Here is a 17,020-nt window from a genome sequence, read left to right as displayed (position 1 = left end):
CAAATAAAAGCCCTCATTTGAGGGCTTTTATGACTTTATTCAAATACATCAATTAAACGTTGAAGTGCATCCGGTTTATTGTTTTGGTTTGGCGTGTTTGAAGAGTCTGTATGATCTGGAGCCTGTATTTCTTCTCCAGGCAGGTCATCAAAGTCACGTTCAGGTGCACGTTCAGGTGCAACAGGTGCTGGACGATACAATGGGCGAGCCAATGGGGGGGAAGAGCGATCCTCTGTAGCAGTTTCGCCAACAGTTACGGTCTGGTTATGGTTGGTCGGTGCTTTGGCATTTTTATCGAAATGAACCCATGCTGCGGGTGTTCCTTTTAAGGCATTGCCCATAAAGTTGGTCCAGATCGGTAAAGCTGCAACACCACCATATTCACGACGACCGAGTGTGGTGGGTTGGTCAAAACCGACCCATGCCACAGTCACTAACTTGCCATTGAATCCGGCAAACCAGGCATCTTTGGCATCATTGGTGGTGCCAGTTTTACCACCAATATCATCCCGACCAATTTTAAGTGCTGCGCGACCTGTACCCTGTTGAATTACATCACGCAGAATATTGGCCATGTCATAAGCAGAACTGGATTTTAAAATACGTTGCGCCTGACGGTACTTGCTTTTGGATTCATCCAATTGCAGTTGGGTGAGTTCTTTTTCTGCTTGCAAAGTTTGATTGGTGACTTGAATCACTTCGTCATCTGGAGTTACTGGTTCAGCTGATTCCTGTTCTGTATCGTTTTGATTGATACAAGAAATACACGCATATTCCGGATTACTTTGATAAATCACTTTGCCATATGCATCTTCGATACGATCAATAAAATGCGGCTGAATACGGTAACCACCATTGGCAAAGGTTGCATAACCGGTTGCCATTTGAATTGGAAGTACTTGTGGCGTGCCTAAAGCAATGGTGTAGTTTCGTGGAATCTGATTCTCCTGCAGACCAAAATCCATAAATAATTGTCGCGTACGTTCAATCCCGACAGTTTGTAGCAATCGAACAGAAACAGTATTTCGAGATAAGTACAGGGCACGACGTAAAGGAATCATTCCTAAATAACGACCATCCGAGTTCTTCGGTGACCATTTGCCAATCGTAATCGGGCTATCATTGACCATGCTATACGGCGTCATACCACGTTCAAGGGCCAAAGCATAAACAAACGGCTTAATGGTTGAGCCAGGTTGACGCCAGCCTTGTAAGGCACGATTGAATTTAGATTGGTAAAAATTATATCCCCCGACAATGGCTTCAATTGCTCCATTATTCGGGTTGATTGCAATCAGTTGACCTTGGGCTTTAGGGACTTGAACCAGGGCCCATGAGGTTTTATCATCGTTAGGGCGTAAGCGAATAATATCTTTAATTTTAACAATTTGAGAAGCTTGACGTGGAGCAGGGCCGACACTGTTGGCATTTCTATAAGGATAGGCCCATGACATCCCTGACCAAGGAACGGTCACTGTAGAGCCATCTTGCATCAGTGCATCAAAAGAATTGCTATTCACTTTAATAACTTTCGCCGGATAAGTATTTGCATAGGCACTGAATTCAGTCAGCGGTTTATCGTTTGCTTCAGCACCGCGCCAACCATGACGACGATCGTAGGCCTCTAAACCTTCTTGTACCGCCTGTTCTGCATAGGCTTGGCGTTTACTATCAACGGTTGTATAAACCTTATAACCAGAATCAATAGCTTGTTCGCCAAATTTTTCAACCAGTTCCGAGCGTACTATTTCCCCGACATACGGATGTTTGTTATTAATGCCGCGGTCTGGCATATCCAGATTAATGGGTTCAGCAATGGCTTTTTGATACTGTGACTGATTGATATAGCCCAATTGCAGCATACGGCCTAAAATCCAGTTACGACGTTCCAGTGCGCGTGTTGGATTGACCACAGGATTATATTTAGACGGTGCTTTGGGCAGACCAGAAATCATCGCCATTTGGGCAATACTTAGCTGGTCCAGATTTTTGTTGTAATAAATTTTCGCTGCTGCCGCGATGCCGTAAGCATTTTTGCCCAAGAAAATTTTATTCACATAGAGTGTTAAAATTTCCTCTTTGCTTAAGTTCTGTTCTATTTTGCGAGCAAGGAAAATTTCAGTCAGTTTGCGTTTCAATGTACGTTCAGGACTTAAATAATAATTTTTTGCCACCTGCATAGTGATGGTTGAACCACCCGTTTGCACATTTGATCCGATGATTGTTTCACTGACCGCTCGTCCTAAGCCTTTAAAACTAATACCACTATGTTCAAAGAAAGAGGAATCCTCTGCTGCAAGGAAGGCAGAGATGAATGGTTTGGGAATCTGTTTGTAGTCTACCGGGACAGATAACTTGCCACCATATTCTGCAATAAGTTGATTATCAGCACTGTACACCTGCAAGGGCTTTAATAACGGCGCCTTTTTTAAAGTGGTCATTTTAGGTAAAGATGGGGCAATATAGAGATACATGCCATAGAATCCCATCGGAATTGCGACCAATGCTATAATTATGATCAAAAAAAATGGATGAACATGGCCCGAACGAGATAGCTTTTTCATAACAAGTAAGTTTTAATAAGAGCTAATGGCAAACTAATTGGCGGTCAGTATAACGTTTACATATACAGATTGTTAGATGCGTTATTGTATCTATATAAAATTATAGACCAACACTGATTAGTAGGTTACTTTTATTGGGGATAAAAAAATAATAGGAATTATATTGTGCTCAGGTTATATCGTAAGCCAAATAAGGGGTTAATTGGAGTAGATATTAGTTCTACTTCTGTTAAATTGTTAGAACTTTCTGTTAAAAGCGGTAATAGGTATTGGGTTGAAAGCTACGCGCTGGTGCCTTTACCTGAAGGTAGTGTGGTCGAAAAGAATATTTTAAATCCAGAAGCGGTGGGGGATGCATTAGAGCGAGCACTTAATCTTGCCAATACTCAATCTACAGCTGCAGCACTTGCAATTCCGACTTCAATGGTCATTACCAAAACGATTGAGATGGATGCAGATATGACGGACGATGAACGTGAAGTTCAAATTCGTATGGATGCAGAGCAATATATTCCTTTCCCATTAGATGAAGCGAGTCTTGATTTTGAGGTATTGCCGGATCGTTTGGCAAACCCGAATCGGGTCAATGTACTTTTGGTGGCTACCCGTCTTGAAAATGTTGAAGCACGTTCTGAAGTTTTAGAGCTTGCGGGCTTAACACCTAAAACTGCGGACGTTGAAAGTTTTGCTATCGAAAATGCATATCAGGTGTTTTCGGATACTTTGCCTATGGGCGTAAATACAGTCGGTATTTTAGATATTGGTCATACTATGACGACCTTATCTGTGATGCAAAACAATAAAGTCATTTATACCCGTGAGCAGGTATTCGGTGGCAAACAGCTCACTCAAGAAATTCAAAATCGTTATGGTTTGTCTTTTGAAGAAGCCGGCCGCGCTAAAAAAAGTCGTTCATTGCCTGATGATTATGATGTTGAGGTTTTAGAACCTTATCTAGAAGCTGTGGTTCAACAAGCAGCACGCTCATTACAGTTCTTTTTCTCATCTTCACAGTTTAATGAGATTGACCATATTTTATTGGCAGGGGGTAATGCCAATATTCCGGGGCTCGCCAAGCTACTGCAACAAAAACTTGGTTATCGTGTGACTATTGCCAACCCATTTTTACAAATGGGCTTTTCTCCACAAATTGATATTAAAAAGATAGAGAATGATGCTTCCTCTCTTATGGTGGCATGTGGTTTGGCATTAAGGAGTTTTGATTAATGGCGAGAATTAACCTGCTCCCTTGGCGTGATGAGCTGAGAGAGAGACGAAAAAAAGAATTTATTACCATTTGTATTGGAATGGCATTAATCGGGGTTATAGCCGTCGCTTTGGCATGGTTTTACTATGACCATAAACTTGAAGATCAAGAACAAGCCAACCAACTGATTACCAGTACCAATCAAAACCTTGATGTGCAATTGAAATCTTTAGAAGGTTTAGAAGCGCAAAGAAATGCCATTATTGAGCGCATGAAGTTGATTCAAGGTTTGCAAGGACAACGGCCCATTGCTGTTCGCCTGATTGATGAAATGGCACGCGTTACCCCAAGTAATCTGTACATCACGAAATTTGTCCGTACCGGTGATAAATTTACCATTGAAGGTAAAGCAGAAAGTCCAAACACGGTAGCAGAGTTCTTGCGTAATTTAGAAGCTTCGGCTTGGTATCGAAACGCATTTATGAATTCTTTTTTAGCTGTTGAAGAGCAAAAAGATAAAGCTCCGAGTTCTGTAGTTCCACGTGTTGAAGAACGTTATGGTTCATTCCTTATTACTGCTGACTTGGATGAAATTGCACAACCGACAACCCCAGAAGCACAACAACAAAATCCAGCTAATTCAACCGTGGGGGCAGCACAATGAGTCTCGATGAATTTGATGAATTAAATCCAAATGAAGGGGTTGCTACTCCTAAAAAGAAGATGACCTTAGATAAGTTTCTTCAGCAGTTCAACACCTTGGATATGAATAACTACGGGAGCTGGCCATTATCGGTTAAAATCACTTGCTGGATTTTAATTATGCTGATGATTGGTATTCTGGGATATTTTGCGCTGATTAAAGGTCAAATAGAGGCAATTTCCAATGCCAGCGCTCAAGAGCAAAACTTGTTAAATGAGTTTCGTGAAAAAGATTCAAAACTGCGCAATTTGCAACAGTTGCAAGCACAGTTACAAGAAATGGAAGCGAATTTTAATCAGCAACTCGAACAGTTGCCTAAAGAAACTGAAATCCCGGGACTGGTTGAAGATATCAACGTCAGTGGGGTAAATTCTGGTCTGAAATTTAAAAATATCCGTTTAGAAAATGAAATCAAGCAAGAGTTCTTTATTGAGCAGCCTATTTCGATTGAAGCAACCGGTGATTATCATGCCTTTGGTTCTTTTGTCAGTGGCATAGCCGCGCTTCCGCGTATTGTTACTTTGCATGATTTTGATATTACCGGTACGGAAAATAAAGAGAAAAAAACCGATATTCCTCAAATTACCTATAATGTTAAAGCCAAAACCTATCGTTATATCGGTGCTACAGAAACTCAAGCAGCAGATGCAAATTCAACTGCTACAGCTGGAGGGGCACAGTAATGAAAATAGAAAAAATGACTTTAAGTCTGATGTTGGGTTTGTTATTGGTGGGGTGTGATTCTCGGATTGATGCGGTCAATGAGCAAATGGCCAGTATTCGTAATCAGCCGCCATTACCGATTGAACCGGCACCTGTTTTTCCCCCTGTACCGACATTTGACTATGCAGCGCATCAACTGAAAAGCCCCTTTTTACCGAGTTCGCTTGCTGCTGAATTGAGAGTAATGGCCGGAAAACGTGTCTATCCTAACTTGTCACGTCAACTACAGCCTTTAGAAAGCTATGCCATTGAATCCTTGAATATGAAGGGTAGTATGCGTAACCAGTCGGGGCAGATCTTGGCCTTAATTCAAACACCAGATGGCGAAATAGAGCGCGTACAGCGTGGTAGTTACATGGGTGTGAATCATGGTCGTGTGGTGAAGATTACGCCAACACAAATCGATCTCATGGAAATTATTCCAGATGGACGTGAAGGATATGTAGAGCGTCCAAGAAGTCTGATATTAATTGGACCTGCGCCTTAAGTTTAAAGGAATAAAAATGAATAACAGTTTTAAAGATTTTATATTTGGGGATGGCAATACAATGAACCATTTGTTCCGTCAATTTTCTATGGGTGCAGTTGCAATTGCAGTAATGCAAGTTGCCAATGCACAAGTCAGTATTACCAATATTGTGCCGATGCAGGTTGCAGGTCAGGGTACAGAAATTCGTGTCATGTTTAATGGCTTGCCGTCGCAGCCGCAAGCCTATCAATTAGAGCAGCCATCACGTCTGATTCTGGACTTTGATAAAGCACAGCAAAATTTAAAACAAAATAGCATTGCAGTGGCCACCAAAGAAGCCAGTTCTATCGATGTGAGCTCTGATGCGCAACGTTCACGTTTAACGGTGAATTTGGTAGATGCTGGCGCCTTTACTACACGCGTCGAAGGCAATACTTTTATTTTAAAAATTAATTCTGCTGCGGGTAATGCATTTACGACGCAACAGGCTGTTACTCAAAGAGCTACTACCCAAGGCATTTCCAATATTGGCTTCCAGCGCGGTGGTCAGGGTGAAGGACAGGTCGTTATTGATTTGCTCGGCACCAACACACAGGTTGATGTACAGCAGCAAGGCAGTAAAGTTGTGGTACGTACTTTAGGAAATAAAGTGCCTGCACACTTGGCGCGTCGTTTAAATGTAAATGATTTTGCAACACCTGTATCTACGATTGATGCCAATAATAATGGTGGCAATGGTGTCATTACCATTCAGACTTCCGGTAGCTATGAATATATGGCCTATCAGGCGGACAATAAACTCACCATCAGTTTAAAACGACCTGAAGATAAAAATCCGCTTAAACCGAAAGCGGCTAACAGCTACACGGGTAAAAAGATTTCCCTAGATTTTCAGGATATTGAAGTACGTCGCGTGCTGCAACTATTGGCAGACTTCACTGAAATCAATATGGTGACTGCTGATACGGTACAAGGTAATATCACCTTGCGCTTAAAAGATGTGCCTTGGGATCAGGCATTAGATATTATTCTAAAAACCAAAAATTTAGATAAGCGTCGTAATGGTAATGTCATCTGGATTGCACCAGTTTCTGAGTTAATTAAAGCAGAAGAAGAGCAGGCGAAGGCGATAGAGCAAAGCGTAAAATTGGCACCAATCCAAACCGAGTACATGCAACTCAGCTATGCCAAGGTGGCCGATATTGAAAAACTGATTACGCAAACAAAATCTTCAAATAATGCAAATTCAAATTCGAATTCCGGGACTAGTGGCAATAATAATTCCAGTGAAAGTTTATTAAGCTCACGCGGAACCATATCGGCTGATGCACGAACCAATACACTGATTATTAATGATACTGCACAGAATATTGATAAAGTCCGCAAAATGGTCGACTTGCTCGATATTCCAGTGAAACAGGTCATGGTCGAGGCACGTATTGTTCGTGCTACCACAGAGTTTAGTAAAGAAATGGGTGTGAAATGGGGTATCTTGTCACAAGGTATTAATCAAAATAATGATTTGTTGGTCGGTGGTAGTGATCAAACTTTGTGGGATTTAAAAACGCCGAGTGATGATGGAAAATATACCATTCAACGTCCAGACAACCTAAACGTAGATTTAGGTGTAACCAGTCAAGGGGCAAGCCGTATTGCCTTTGGTTTAATCAGTTTGTCTGATTTTATGCTGGATTTAGAACTTTCTGCACTTCAAGCAGATGGTTATGGTGAAGTGATTTCAACGCCTAAAGTCTTAACCGCAGACAAACAAACCGCCAAAGTTTCATCCGGTACACAGATTCCTTATCAATCCTCAGAAGGTGGCGGTGCAAATGCAGTTTCTACCACTGAATTTATTGATGCTGTACTGAGTTTGGATGTAACGCCAAGTATTACCCCTGACGGTAAGGTTCAAATGTTGTTAAACATTACCAGTGATACTCCGGGAAATCCAACTCCGACTGGACAATTGACGATTAATAAAAATCAAATTAATACCAATGTCCTGGTTGATAATGGCGAGACGGTTGTATTAGGCGGTATTTTTGAGCAAGTAACTTCAAACCAACAAACTAAGGTTCCATTCTTGGGCGATCTCCCATATGTTGGCCGTTTATTCCGCAAAGATGTGAAGTCGGATAATAAACGAGAGTTATTGATTTTTGTTACACCACGAATTGTTAATGACAGTGTTTCAAGAAATCATTAATATATTTTGAATTTAGCAAAATAAATAGGTGACTCCTTGCCAAGCAATGAGTTTGAAACCCTGCCAAATATTTATTTGGTAGGGCCAATGGGGGCTGGGAAAACAACTGTTGGTCGACATGTGGCGGAACTTTTAGGGCGCGAGTTTCTTGATAGTGATCATGAGATTGAACGCAAAACAGGTGCGACCATTCCTTGGATTTTTGAAAAAGAAGGGGAAAAGGGATTTCGTAATCGTGAAACCATGGTGATTGATGAACTCACTGCTCGTTCGCAACTGGTTCTGGCAACTGGTGGTGGTGCAGTGACCCAAGCTTCCAATCGTGAATTTTTAAAACAACGCGGAATCGTTGTTTATCTTTATACTCCTGTCGAAATTCAATTGCAGCGTACCTACCGGGATAAAAACCGTCCTTTATTGCAAGTTGAAAATCCTGAACAAAAGTTGCGTGATTTATTGGCGCTTCGCGATCCTTTGTATCGAGAAGTTGCACATTATATTATCGAGACCAATCAGGGTGCTGCTCGTGATTTAGCCCAACAAATCTTACATATGATTGTTTCTCAAGAAGCAGGTCTAGTCTAATTAACGGTTTTAATTTCATGCAAACTTTACATGTTGAACTTGGTGATCGCCGCTATCCTATTTTTATTGGCAGTGATTTAAATCCACAATCATTACTTGAGCCGTATATTCGCGGTAAGCAAGTGATGATTGTGAGCAATACCACGGTTGCGCCGTTATATTTAGAACATTATGTGACTGCAATTGAAGCTTTAGGAAAAACAGTTGCAACATGTATTTTGCCTGATGGTGAAAAATATAAGAATATAGAATATTTAAACCTGATTTTTGATGCCTTATTAGAAGCAGGATTTAATCGTGATGCTACGGTTCTAGCGTTGGGTGGTGGCGTGATTGGTGATATGGCTGGCTTTGCATCTGCATGTTTTCAGCGCGGCGTGTATTTTATTCAGGTTCCGACCACACTTTTGTCCCAAGTGGATTCAAGTGTAGGAGGAAAAACCGGTATTAATCATCCCTTGGGTAAAAACATGATTGGTGCTTTTCAACAGCCCCAAGTGGTGTTGGCGGATATGGCGCAATTAAGCACTTTGCCTGATCGTGAATTGTCCGCAGGTTTGGCCGAAGTGATTAAATATGCCTTATTGGGCGATCTGGATTTCTTGGGATGGCTCGAAGAAAATATGGATGGTCTGATTGAGCGTGATTCAGCGTTGCTGGCTGAAGCGGTTTACCGTTCTTGCGCACATAAAGCTCGTATTGTGGCCAATGATGAGAAAGAGCAGGGGGAACGTGCATTATTGAATCTGGGTCATACTTTTGGTCATGCCATTGAATCTTACTTGGGTTATGGGGTTTGGCTACATGGTGAAGCAGTTGCAACCGGCATGGTGATGGCTGCAGATTTATCTCAACGCATGGGCTGGATTTCACTTGATGATTTAGAGCGTACAAAAAAAATCATTCAACGTGCCCATTTACCCGTAAAATGCCCCGCTATTCCACTTGATGAATTCCTCGCATATATGGCACACGATAAAAAAGTGCTAAATGGACAGTTACGTCTTGTACTGATGAAATTATTGGGACAGGCTGTGATTACCAAAGAATTTGATGTGGAATTGATGAAACAAGCGATTTTAGCGAATCAAGAGAAGGCATAAGGCATGGCAACCATCCGTACACAATGGCAACGTATTCAAAATTATATCTGGTTAGTGTGTGGATTGGGGTGTCTGTTTGCAGCACTTATTTTTTGGGCAATAACGGATAGTAAGGATTTGGTAGAAGTAGAAAAATCTGCAGAAACTGAATCTGAATTGCAAATCCAGCCAGAAAAAGTCGCTGCAACCAGCCTGCTGGGTGCACTTCAAGAAGAAGTCCGTCCTTTGGAAATGACCACACGTGTGGTCAATACTGGCAGCTATGAACCAGAATTTCGGGGCAGTAAATTTATTGCTGATAATAAGAATGCCACCACAATTGAACTATTTCGCGTGACTAAAGATGAGGTGATTCGAAGTTTTCTAAAAAAACAGCCAGATCGTAAAAACTTTTTCTACATTCGCTTAAGTGGCGAAAATCAAATTGAACAATATGTTTTACTGTATGGCATCTATCGAAATAGTGATCAGGCAAAACAAGCCCTGCAACAATTGCCCTTCCAGTTTCCCAAGTCTATTCAACCGCAGGTTCAAAATATTGAAAATTATGCCGCCTTGGTTAATGACATGGGCGCAGAAGAAATGGGTTCAAATAGCAAAATATACGCAGTCAATTTAAAATCTGCACCCTTGCCTCGCATTGATGAGAGTCTTTTGGTTTTACCGAAACCTAAGCCAACAATGCCAGTGCTCGAGCCTAAATCATCAGCAAGTACCACTACAACGGTTACACGTCGCGATGAAGATGGAAACGTTGTTGATGTGCAGCAGTCACATTCTTCAGTTGAATCTGCACCGAAAAAAAATGGCAATAATGTAGCAGAAACTGAAATTAACGATCCATTTAATTAAAAATAGAGTTCTAAAATAGAGCAAATTAAGTTATAAAAATATTTATATGCACAAATATAGTGCGGAAAATTCTTTCAAGAAAATAAGATGAAGTGTATGAAGCTTTAATATTTCTATATTTAAAACATTTAGCTTTATCTTTTTCTAATTGGCATCATTTTTGCTTTATTGGTGCATGAATTGAGTTATTGTCCCTATTATGGCGCGAAAAGATTCAAGGATTGTGCGAAGTTGCTGAATTTTCATGCTTTAAAAGAGTGCGTAACATCAGTAAAAACATTTTTGTAATTGATCCATACACACAAGATGAAATGCGATTATCTTAAGGGTGTGGAGAAAATGATTCTGCCCAATCTTGATCTGAGTGTGAGTAAATTGGACTAAATCGCAAGAAGATATTTGATTGTTAGATGCCCGCTTTATGGGCCATGTTGAAAGAAGGGTACGCTATGCACATGCCATCGCCTAATACTGTAGCTCCCGCTCAAGGTTTATACCAACCGGATGAGTTTAAAGATAACTGTGGTTTCGGTTTAATCGCCCATATGCAGGGTGATGCAAGCCATGATTTGGTCAAGACCGCGATTCATAGTTTAAGTTGTATGACCCACCGTGGTGGTATTGCCGCAGATGGCAAGACAGGGGATGGTTGTGGTTTATTGCTGGCTATGCCGAAAGCTTTCTTCCGTGAAGAAGCAAAAAAACTCAGTGACATCACTTTAAGTGAAGTCTTTGCAGTGGGTACGGTATTTTTAAATCTTGATCCCGCCATTGCCGCACATTCGAAACAGGTTTTAGCCAAAGAAATTGAGTCTGAAGGCTTAACGGTTCTTGCTTGGCGTTTGATCCCAACTAATGTCGATGCTTTGGGTGAAATTGCACTTCGATCAATGCCCGCATTTGAACAGATTATTGTCAATTGCCCAATGGGTGTGACCGAAGTTGAATTTAACCGTAAGTTATTTCTTGCGCGCCGTCGTGCGGAACAATTGCTCCGTAATGATTCTTCCTTCTATGTCACAACCTTGTGTTCAACCGTCATCACCTATAAAGGTTTGATGATGCCTGAAGCAATCGCAGACTTTTATACAGATTTAGCAGATCCGCGTCTGGAATCACATATTGTGGTATTCCATCAGCGTTTCTCGACCAATACTTTGCCACTTTGGCCGTTGGCACAGCCGTTCCGTTATCTTGCGCACAATGGTGAAATCAACACCATTACTGCAAACCGTAACTGGGCATTGGCACGTGTGCCAAAATTTGAAAATCCATTGCTTCCAGGTTTAACCGAGCTCAATCCAATCGTGAACCGTACCGGTTCGGATTCTTCAAGCCTGGATAACATGCTTGAGATCTTGGTCGGTGGGGGTATGGACTTGTTCCGTGCACTACGTATGCTGGTTCCACCGGCTTGGCAAAATGTTGAAACTTTAGATGCCGATTTACGTGCATTCTACGAGTTTAACTCTAAGCACATGGAAGCATGGGATGGGCCTGCAGGTCTCGTGATTCAAGATGGTCGTCATGCCATTTGTATGCTGGATCGTAATGGTTTACGTCCTGCACGTTGGGTGATTACCAAAAATGGTTACATTACACTTGCATCCGAAATTGGGGTTTGGGGTTATAAACCTGAAGACGTGATTTCTAAAGGTCGTGTTGGTCCAGGTCAAATTTTGGTGATTGATACTCTCACTGGTAAATTGCTCGATACTCAAGATGTCAGCAATCATTTGAAAAAAATGCGCCCTTACCGTGAATGGTTACGTGAAAATTCAATTCGTCTACAAGGTAGTCCGGAACTTGAAGAATATTTATGTGATCAAGGCTTAAAAGGCGATGCGCTCAAAGCCTCACAAAAAATGTTCATGGTGACCTTTGAAGAACGTGATCAATTGCTTCGTCCAATCGCAGAAAGCGGTCAGGAAGCAGTCGGCTCCATGGGTGATGATACGCCAATGGCCGTATTGTCCCGTCAGGTTCGTCATGTATCGGATTATTTCCGTCAGCAGTTTGCACAGGTGACCAATCCACCGATCGATCCATTACGTGAATCGATCGTGATGTCTCTAGAGACGTGTTTGGGCCGTGAGCAAAACGTATTTGAACAAAGTCCTGAACATGCTGATCGCCTGATTATTTCAAGCCCGGTATTGTCAAACTCAAAAATGCACCAAATGCGTACTTTGGGTCGTAAAGGCTACGAAATTGCCGACATCGACTTGAACTATGTAGCAAGCGAAGGTTCACAGGCGGCGATTGCGCGTATCTGTGAGGAAGCTGCTCAAGCAGTTCGTGATGGCAAAACTTTACTGGTGCTTTCAGACAAGAAAATTCGTGAAGGTTATTTACCGGCCAATGCCTTAATGGCAACAGGTGCGGTGCATCATCACTTGATTCAAGTGGGTTTGCGTACTGATGCCAACATCATTGTAGAAACCGCTTTGGCACGCGATGCACATCAATTTGCGGTGATCTTGGGCTTTGGTGCCACTGCCATTTATCCATACTTGGCTTATGACGTGATCAATGACTTGATTGCCAAAGGCGAGTTGTTGGGTGACCCAATTCATGCCCAGGCGAATTTCCGTAAAGGCATTGAGAAAGGCCTGCTTAAAGTGCTTTCTAAAATGGGTATCTCAACTGTTGCGTCTTATCGTGGTGGTCAGTTATTCGAAGCCGTGGGTTTGTCCAATGAAGTGGTTGATAAATGCTTCACTGGCGTGCCAAGCCGTATTCAAGGGGCAACCTTTGCAGATCTTGAAAATGATCTTAAAAAATTGGCTGAAAATGCGTGGAAAGCCCGCAAGCCAATTGACCAAGGTGGTTTGCTGAAATTTGTCTTTGACAAGGAATATCACGCATTTAACCCAGACGTGATCAATTCTCTACATAAAGCAGTACGTTCAGGCGATTATGCTGACTTTAAAGAATATGCTGAATTGGTGAATACTCGTCCAATTACAACGATTCGTGATTTATTCAAGCTTAAAACAGATAATTCAATTGCACTGGATCAAGTGGAATCGGTGGAAGAAATCTTGCCACGTTTCGACTCTGCAGGCATGTCTTTAGGTGCCTTGTCACCGGAAGCGCATGAAGCGATTGCCATTGCCATGAACACCATTGGTGGTCGTTCAAACTCGGGTGAGGGCGGTGAAGATCCTGCACGTTATGGCACCATCCGTAACTCGAAAATCAAACAGATTGCATCAGGTCGTTTCGGTGTGACACCCGCATATTTAACGTCTGCTGAAGTGTTGCAGATTAAAGTGGCGCAAGGTGCAAAACCGGGTGAAGGTGGTCAGTTGCCGGGTGGTAAAGTGAATGGCTTAATTGCACGTTTACGTTACTCAGTACCAGGTGTCACCCTGATTTCACCACCACCGCACCATGACATCTACTCAATTGAAGATTTGTCACAATTGATTTTTGACTTGAAACAAGTCAATCCTCAAGCGATGGTGTCAGTGAAACTGGTCTCTGAACCGGGTGTGGGTACGATTGCGGCAGGGGTGGCGAAAGCCTATGCCGACTTCATTACCATTTCAGGTTATGACGGTGGTACTGCAGCTTCTCCACTTTCCTCAATTCACCATGCAGGTTCGCCTTGGGAGCTGGGTCTGGCTGAGGCGCATCAAGCTCTTCGCGTCAATGACCTGCGTGGCAAAGTACGTGTACAAACCGATGGTGGTTTAAAAACTGGTTTAGATGTGGTTAAAGCAGCCATTCTAGGTGCAGAAAGCTTCGGTTTTGGTTCTACGCCAATGATTGCACTCGGTTGTAAATACCTGCGCATTTGCCACTTGAACAACTGTGCAACCGGTGTAGCAACGCAGCAAGATCATTTACGTCAAGAGCATTATATTGGCGAGCCAGAAATGCTGATTAATTTCTTCCACTTTATTGCAGAAGAAACCCGTGAATGGTTGGCTGCGCTCGGTGTATCAAGTTTGAAAGACTTGATTGGCCGTACAGATTTACTTGAAGTCTTACCGGGCGATACAGATAAACATGCTCATTTAGATTTAAGCGCCTTGTTAACCTCACATCCATCTGCGGAAGGTAAAGCGCAATATTGCCAAGTTCAAGGCAATGCACCGTTTGATAAAGGCTTGCTTGCAGAGAAAATGGTGCTTGAGATGCTTCCGACCATTGAAGCAGGCAAGACTGGCGAGTTTAACTACAATGTGGTGAACTGTGACCGTTCAATTGGTGCACGTATTTCAGGTGAAATTGCGCGCCGTTATGGCAACTTGAGTATGGAAGCCCATCCTGTCGTCATGAATTTGAAAGGTACTGCAGGCCAGTCACTCGGTGTTTGGAATGCCGGCGGTTTGCATATCAAACTTGAAGGTGATGCCAACGATTACGTCGGTAAAGGCATGGCAGGCGGTCGTATCTCGATCTTCCCGCCAAAAGGTTCGCCGTTCCAGACGCAAAATACTGCAATCATTGGTAACACATGTTTGTATGGTGCAACTGGCGGTAAAGTCTTTGCTGCAGGTACTGCTGGCGAACGTTTTGCAGTGCGTAACTCGGGTGCCTTTGCGGTAATTGAAGGTGCGGGCGACCACTGCTGTGAATATATGACTGGCGGTATTGTGACTGTACTGGGTAAAGTCGGTCATAACTTCGGTGCCGGCATGACCGGTGGCTTTGCTTATGTGCTTGACTTGGATAATGACTTCGTGGATCACTATAACCATGAGTTGATCGAGTTGAACCGTATTTCAACAGAGGCGATGGAAGAACATCAAGAATTCTTGCTTCGTATTTTGGATGAACATATTACAGAGACAGGTAGTGCTTGGGCGTACAAGATCCGCAACGAGTTTGATTTTTACAGCCGTAAATTCTGGCTTGTAAAACCAAAAGCTGCTAATTTGCAAACGCTTTTGAAAACGACTAAAGCCGATCCACAATAATTCCACGACGAACAGATTGATAGGCAGGTGTAGCGGATAAATAAACCGACTGCACCTACCCACGGAGAGAGACATGGCAGAGCGCCTAAACAATGACTTTCAATTCCTGGATGTAGCACGCCAAGATCCAGAGAAAAAAGATCTAACTGTCCGCAAAGCAGAGTTTGTGGAAATTTATAAACCTTTTACAGCGGAAATTGCGGCTAATCAATCGCACCGTTGTTTAGGTTGTGGTAACCCGTATTGTGAATGGAAATGTCCGGTACATAACTACATTCCAAACTGGTTAAAACTGATTGCTGAAGGTCGTATTTTCCAGGCAGCTGAACTTTGCCATCAAACCAATACATTGCCGGAAGTCTGTGGTCGTGTATGTCCGCAAGACCGTTTATGTGAAGGTGCATGTACTTTAAATGACGGTTTTGGTGCAGTCACCATTGGTAATGCTGAAAAATATATCAATGATACTGCTTTTGCTTTGGGCTGGCGTCCAGACATGTCCAAGGTGAAATGGACCGATAAAAAAGTCGCGATTATTGGTGCAGGTCCTGCAGGTTTAGGTTGTGCAGACATCCTGGTACGTAACGGTGTTAAACCGGTTGTATTTGATAAACGTCCTGAAATTGGGGGGTTGCTGACTTTCGGTATCCCAGAATTCAAGATGGAAAAAGACGTAATGAAACGTCGCCGTGAAATTTTCGCGGGTATGGGTGTTGAATTCCGTTTAAATACTGAAATTGGTACAGATGTAACGATAGATCAACTTCTTGCAGACTATGATGCTGTGTTCATGGGGATGGGAACATACACCTACATGAAAGGCGGTTTTGCCGGTGAAAATCTTGATGGTGTGCATGATGCGCTTGATTTCTTGATTGCCAATGTCAATCGTACTCAAGGCTGGGAAAAAGACGTAGCAGAATACATCAGCGTTGAAGGCAAAAAGGTGATTGTACTTGGCGGTGGTGATACTGCGATGGACTGTAACCGTACTTCAATTCGTCAAGGTGCAGAATCAGTAGTCTGTGCTTACCGCCGTGATGAAGAAAATATGCCGGGTTCACGTCGTGAAGTAAAAAATGCGCGTGAAGAAGGTGTGAACTTCATGTTCAACCGTCAGCCAATTGAAATTGTTGGTGAAAACGGCAAAGTTACGGGTGTTAAAGTGGTCACTACGCAATTGGGCGAAGCTGATAGTCGTGGCCGTCGCAGCCCGGAACCCGTGCCGGGTTCAGAAGAAGTTTTAGCTGCGGATGCCGTGCTTTTAGCGTTTGGTTTCCGTGCTAGCCCGGCAGATTGGTTTACCGGCGCAAACATTGGTCTGGATGGTTCGGGTCGTGTGGTTGCCGCGGAAAAGCAACAATACCGCTTCCAGACTTCTAATCCGAAAATATTTGCCGGTGGCGATATGGTTCGTGGTTCTGACTTGGTTGTTACTGCAATTTGGGAAGGTCGTGAAGCAGCTGAAGGTATTCTGGATTATTTGGATATATAAGCAGAATCTCTAATTCTGAATAAGCTCTAAATGAATTTTTAAAAACCCACTTCGGTGGGTTTTTTATTTTAGAAAATTTTTATGGATGAAATATGATTTTGTGCAATTCATGGAACAAGTATTGAAAATTTTTCTCTGCTTAGAGGAGGATGGTTAGAGAGGGTTAAATTTTAAAAGTA

The 17,020-nt window shown here is 42.6% G+C and carries 11 protein-coding genes; 10 read left to right on the top strand and 1 reads right to left on the bottom strand.

Annotation, left to right across the window (positions count from 1 at the left end):
- Positions 1–35: 35 nt before the first annotated feature.
- The gene (gene ponA, locus E0H80_RS13520; RefSeq protein ID WP_131366646.1) at positions 36–2,564 is read right to left on the bottom strand and encodes a penicillin-binding protein PBP1a; all 2,529 of its coding nucleotides are present in this window, start codon (positions 2,562–2,564) and stop codon (positions 36–38) included.
- 165 nt (positions 2,565–2,729) lie between these two features.
- Here ponA and E0H80_RS13515 point away from each other — a divergent pair, with 165 nt between their 5' ends.
- The 10 genes from E0H80_RS13515 (at position 2,730) to E0H80_RS13470 (ending at position 16,841) form a co-directional block, all read left to right on the top strand.
- Positions 2,730–3,791, top strand: coding sequence for a pilus assembly protein PilM (locus E0H80_RS13515; protein ID WP_131366644.1), 1,062 nt, complete (start codon positions 2,730–2,732; stop codon positions 3,789–3,791).
- Positions 3,791–4,435: a PilN domain-containing protein gene (locus E0H80_RS13510; protein WP_131366642.1), complete on the top strand. Its 645-nt coding sequence runs from the start codon at positions 3,791–3,793 to the stop codon at positions 4,433–4,435. The genes E0H80_RS13515 and E0H80_RS13510 overlap by 1 nt, the downstream gene beginning before the upstream one ends.
- Positions 4,432–5,157, top strand: a complete 726-nt coding sequence (locus E0H80_RS13505) for a type 4a pilus biogenesis protein PilO (protein ID WP_131366640.1) — start codon at positions 4,432–4,434, stop codon at positions 5,155–5,157. The genes E0H80_RS13510 and E0H80_RS13505 overlap by 4 nt, the downstream gene beginning before the upstream one ends.
- Positions 5,157–5,684 carry a pilus assembly protein PilP gene (locus tag E0H80_RS13500; RefSeq protein ID WP_067868892.1) on the top strand — a complete coding sequence of 176 codons (528 nt, stop codon included), beginning with the start codon at positions 5,157–5,159 and terminating at the stop codon, positions 5,682–5,684. The genes E0H80_RS13505 and E0H80_RS13500 overlap by 1 nt, the downstream gene beginning before the upstream one ends.
- A gap of 61 nt (positions 5,685–5,745) precedes the next feature.
- Positions 5,746–7,875, top strand: coding sequence for a type IV pilus secretin PilQ (locus tag E0H80_RS13495; protein WP_416224594.1), 2,130 nt, complete (start codon positions 5,746–5,748; stop codon positions 7,873–7,875).
- Positions 7,876–7,911: 36 nt separating this feature from the next.
- Positions 7,912–8,460 (top strand): shikimate kinase AroK, encoded by a 549-nt coding sequence (aroK, locus tag E0H80_RS13490; RefSeq protein ID WP_067868878.1) that lies wholly within the window; start codon positions 7,912–7,914, stop codon positions 8,458–8,460.
- A 17-nt stretch (positions 8,461–8,477) separates the two neighbouring features.
- Positions 8,478–9,563 (top strand): 3-dehydroquinate synthase, encoded by a 1,086-nt coding sequence (gene aroB, locus E0H80_RS13485; RefSeq protein ID WP_131366636.1) that lies wholly within the window; start codon positions 8,478–8,480, stop codon positions 9,561–9,563.
- Between the two features lie 3 nt (positions 9,564–9,566).
- Complete coding sequence (locus tag E0H80_RS13480) at positions 9,567–10,415, top strand: hypothetical protein (protein WP_131366634.1); 849 nt, start codon at positions 9,567–9,569, stop codon at positions 10,413–10,415.
- Positions 10,416–10,870: 455 nt separating this feature from the next.
- Positions 10,871–15,346 carry a glutamate synthase large subunit gene (gltB, locus tag E0H80_RS13475; protein ID WP_131366632.1) on the top strand — a complete coding sequence of 1,492 codons (4,476 nt, stop codon included), beginning with the start codon at positions 10,871–10,873 and terminating at the stop codon, positions 15,344–15,346.
- A gap of 73 nt (positions 15,347–15,419) precedes the next feature.
- Entirely contained in the window at positions 15,420–16,841 is a 1,422-nt protein-coding gene (locus E0H80_RS13470) for an FAD-dependent oxidoreductase (protein ID WP_131366630.1), read from the top strand.
- Positions 16,842–17,020: the final 179 nt, after the last annotated feature.

This window comes from Acinetobacter sp. ANC 4779 (assembly GCF_004331055.1).
In the GTDB taxonomy this organism is placed as follows: domain Bacteria; phylum Pseudomonadota; class Gammaproteobacteria; order Pseudomonadales; family Moraxellaceae; genus Acinetobacter.
Note: the sequence above shows the minus strand (reverse complement) of the source record. Positions and strands in the feature narration are given on the sequence as shown.

Bases quoted from the DNA above. Each gene is read 5' to 3' on its own strand.
- E0H80_RS13470 (WP_131366630.1), top strand. From the start codon at position 15,420: ATGGCAGAGCGCCTAAACAATGACTTTCAATTCCTGGATGTAGCACGC.
- aroB (WP_131366636.1), top strand. From the start codon at position 8,478: ATGCAAACTTTACATGTTGAACTTGGTGATCGCCGCTATCCTATTTTT.
- E0H80_RS13480 (WP_131366634.1), top strand. From the start codon at position 9,567: ATGGCAACCATCCGTACACAATGGCAACGTATTCAAAATTATATCTGG.
- E0H80_RS13495 (WP_416224594.1), top strand. From the start codon at position 5,746: ATGAACCATTTGTTCCGTCAATTTTCTATGGGTGCAGTTGCAATTGCA.
- gltB (WP_131366632.1), top strand. From the start codon at position 10,871: ATGCCATCGCCTAATACTGTAGCTCCCGCTCAAGGTTTATACCAACCG.
- E0H80_RS13500 (WP_067868892.1), top strand. From the start codon at position 5,157: ATGAAAATAGAAAAAATGACTTTAAGTCTGATGTTGGGTTTGTTATTG.
- E0H80_RS13505 (WP_131366640.1), top strand. From the start codon at position 4,432: ATGAGTCTCGATGAATTTGATGAATTAAATCCAAATGAAGGGGTTGCT.
- ponA (WP_131366646.1), bottom strand. From the start codon at position 2,564: ATGAAAAAGCTATCTCGTTCGGGCCATGTTCATCCATTTTTTTTGATC.
- E0H80_RS13510 (WP_131366642.1), top strand. From the start codon at position 3,791: ATGGCGAGAATTAACCTGCTCCCTTGGCGTGATGAGCTGAGAGAGAGA.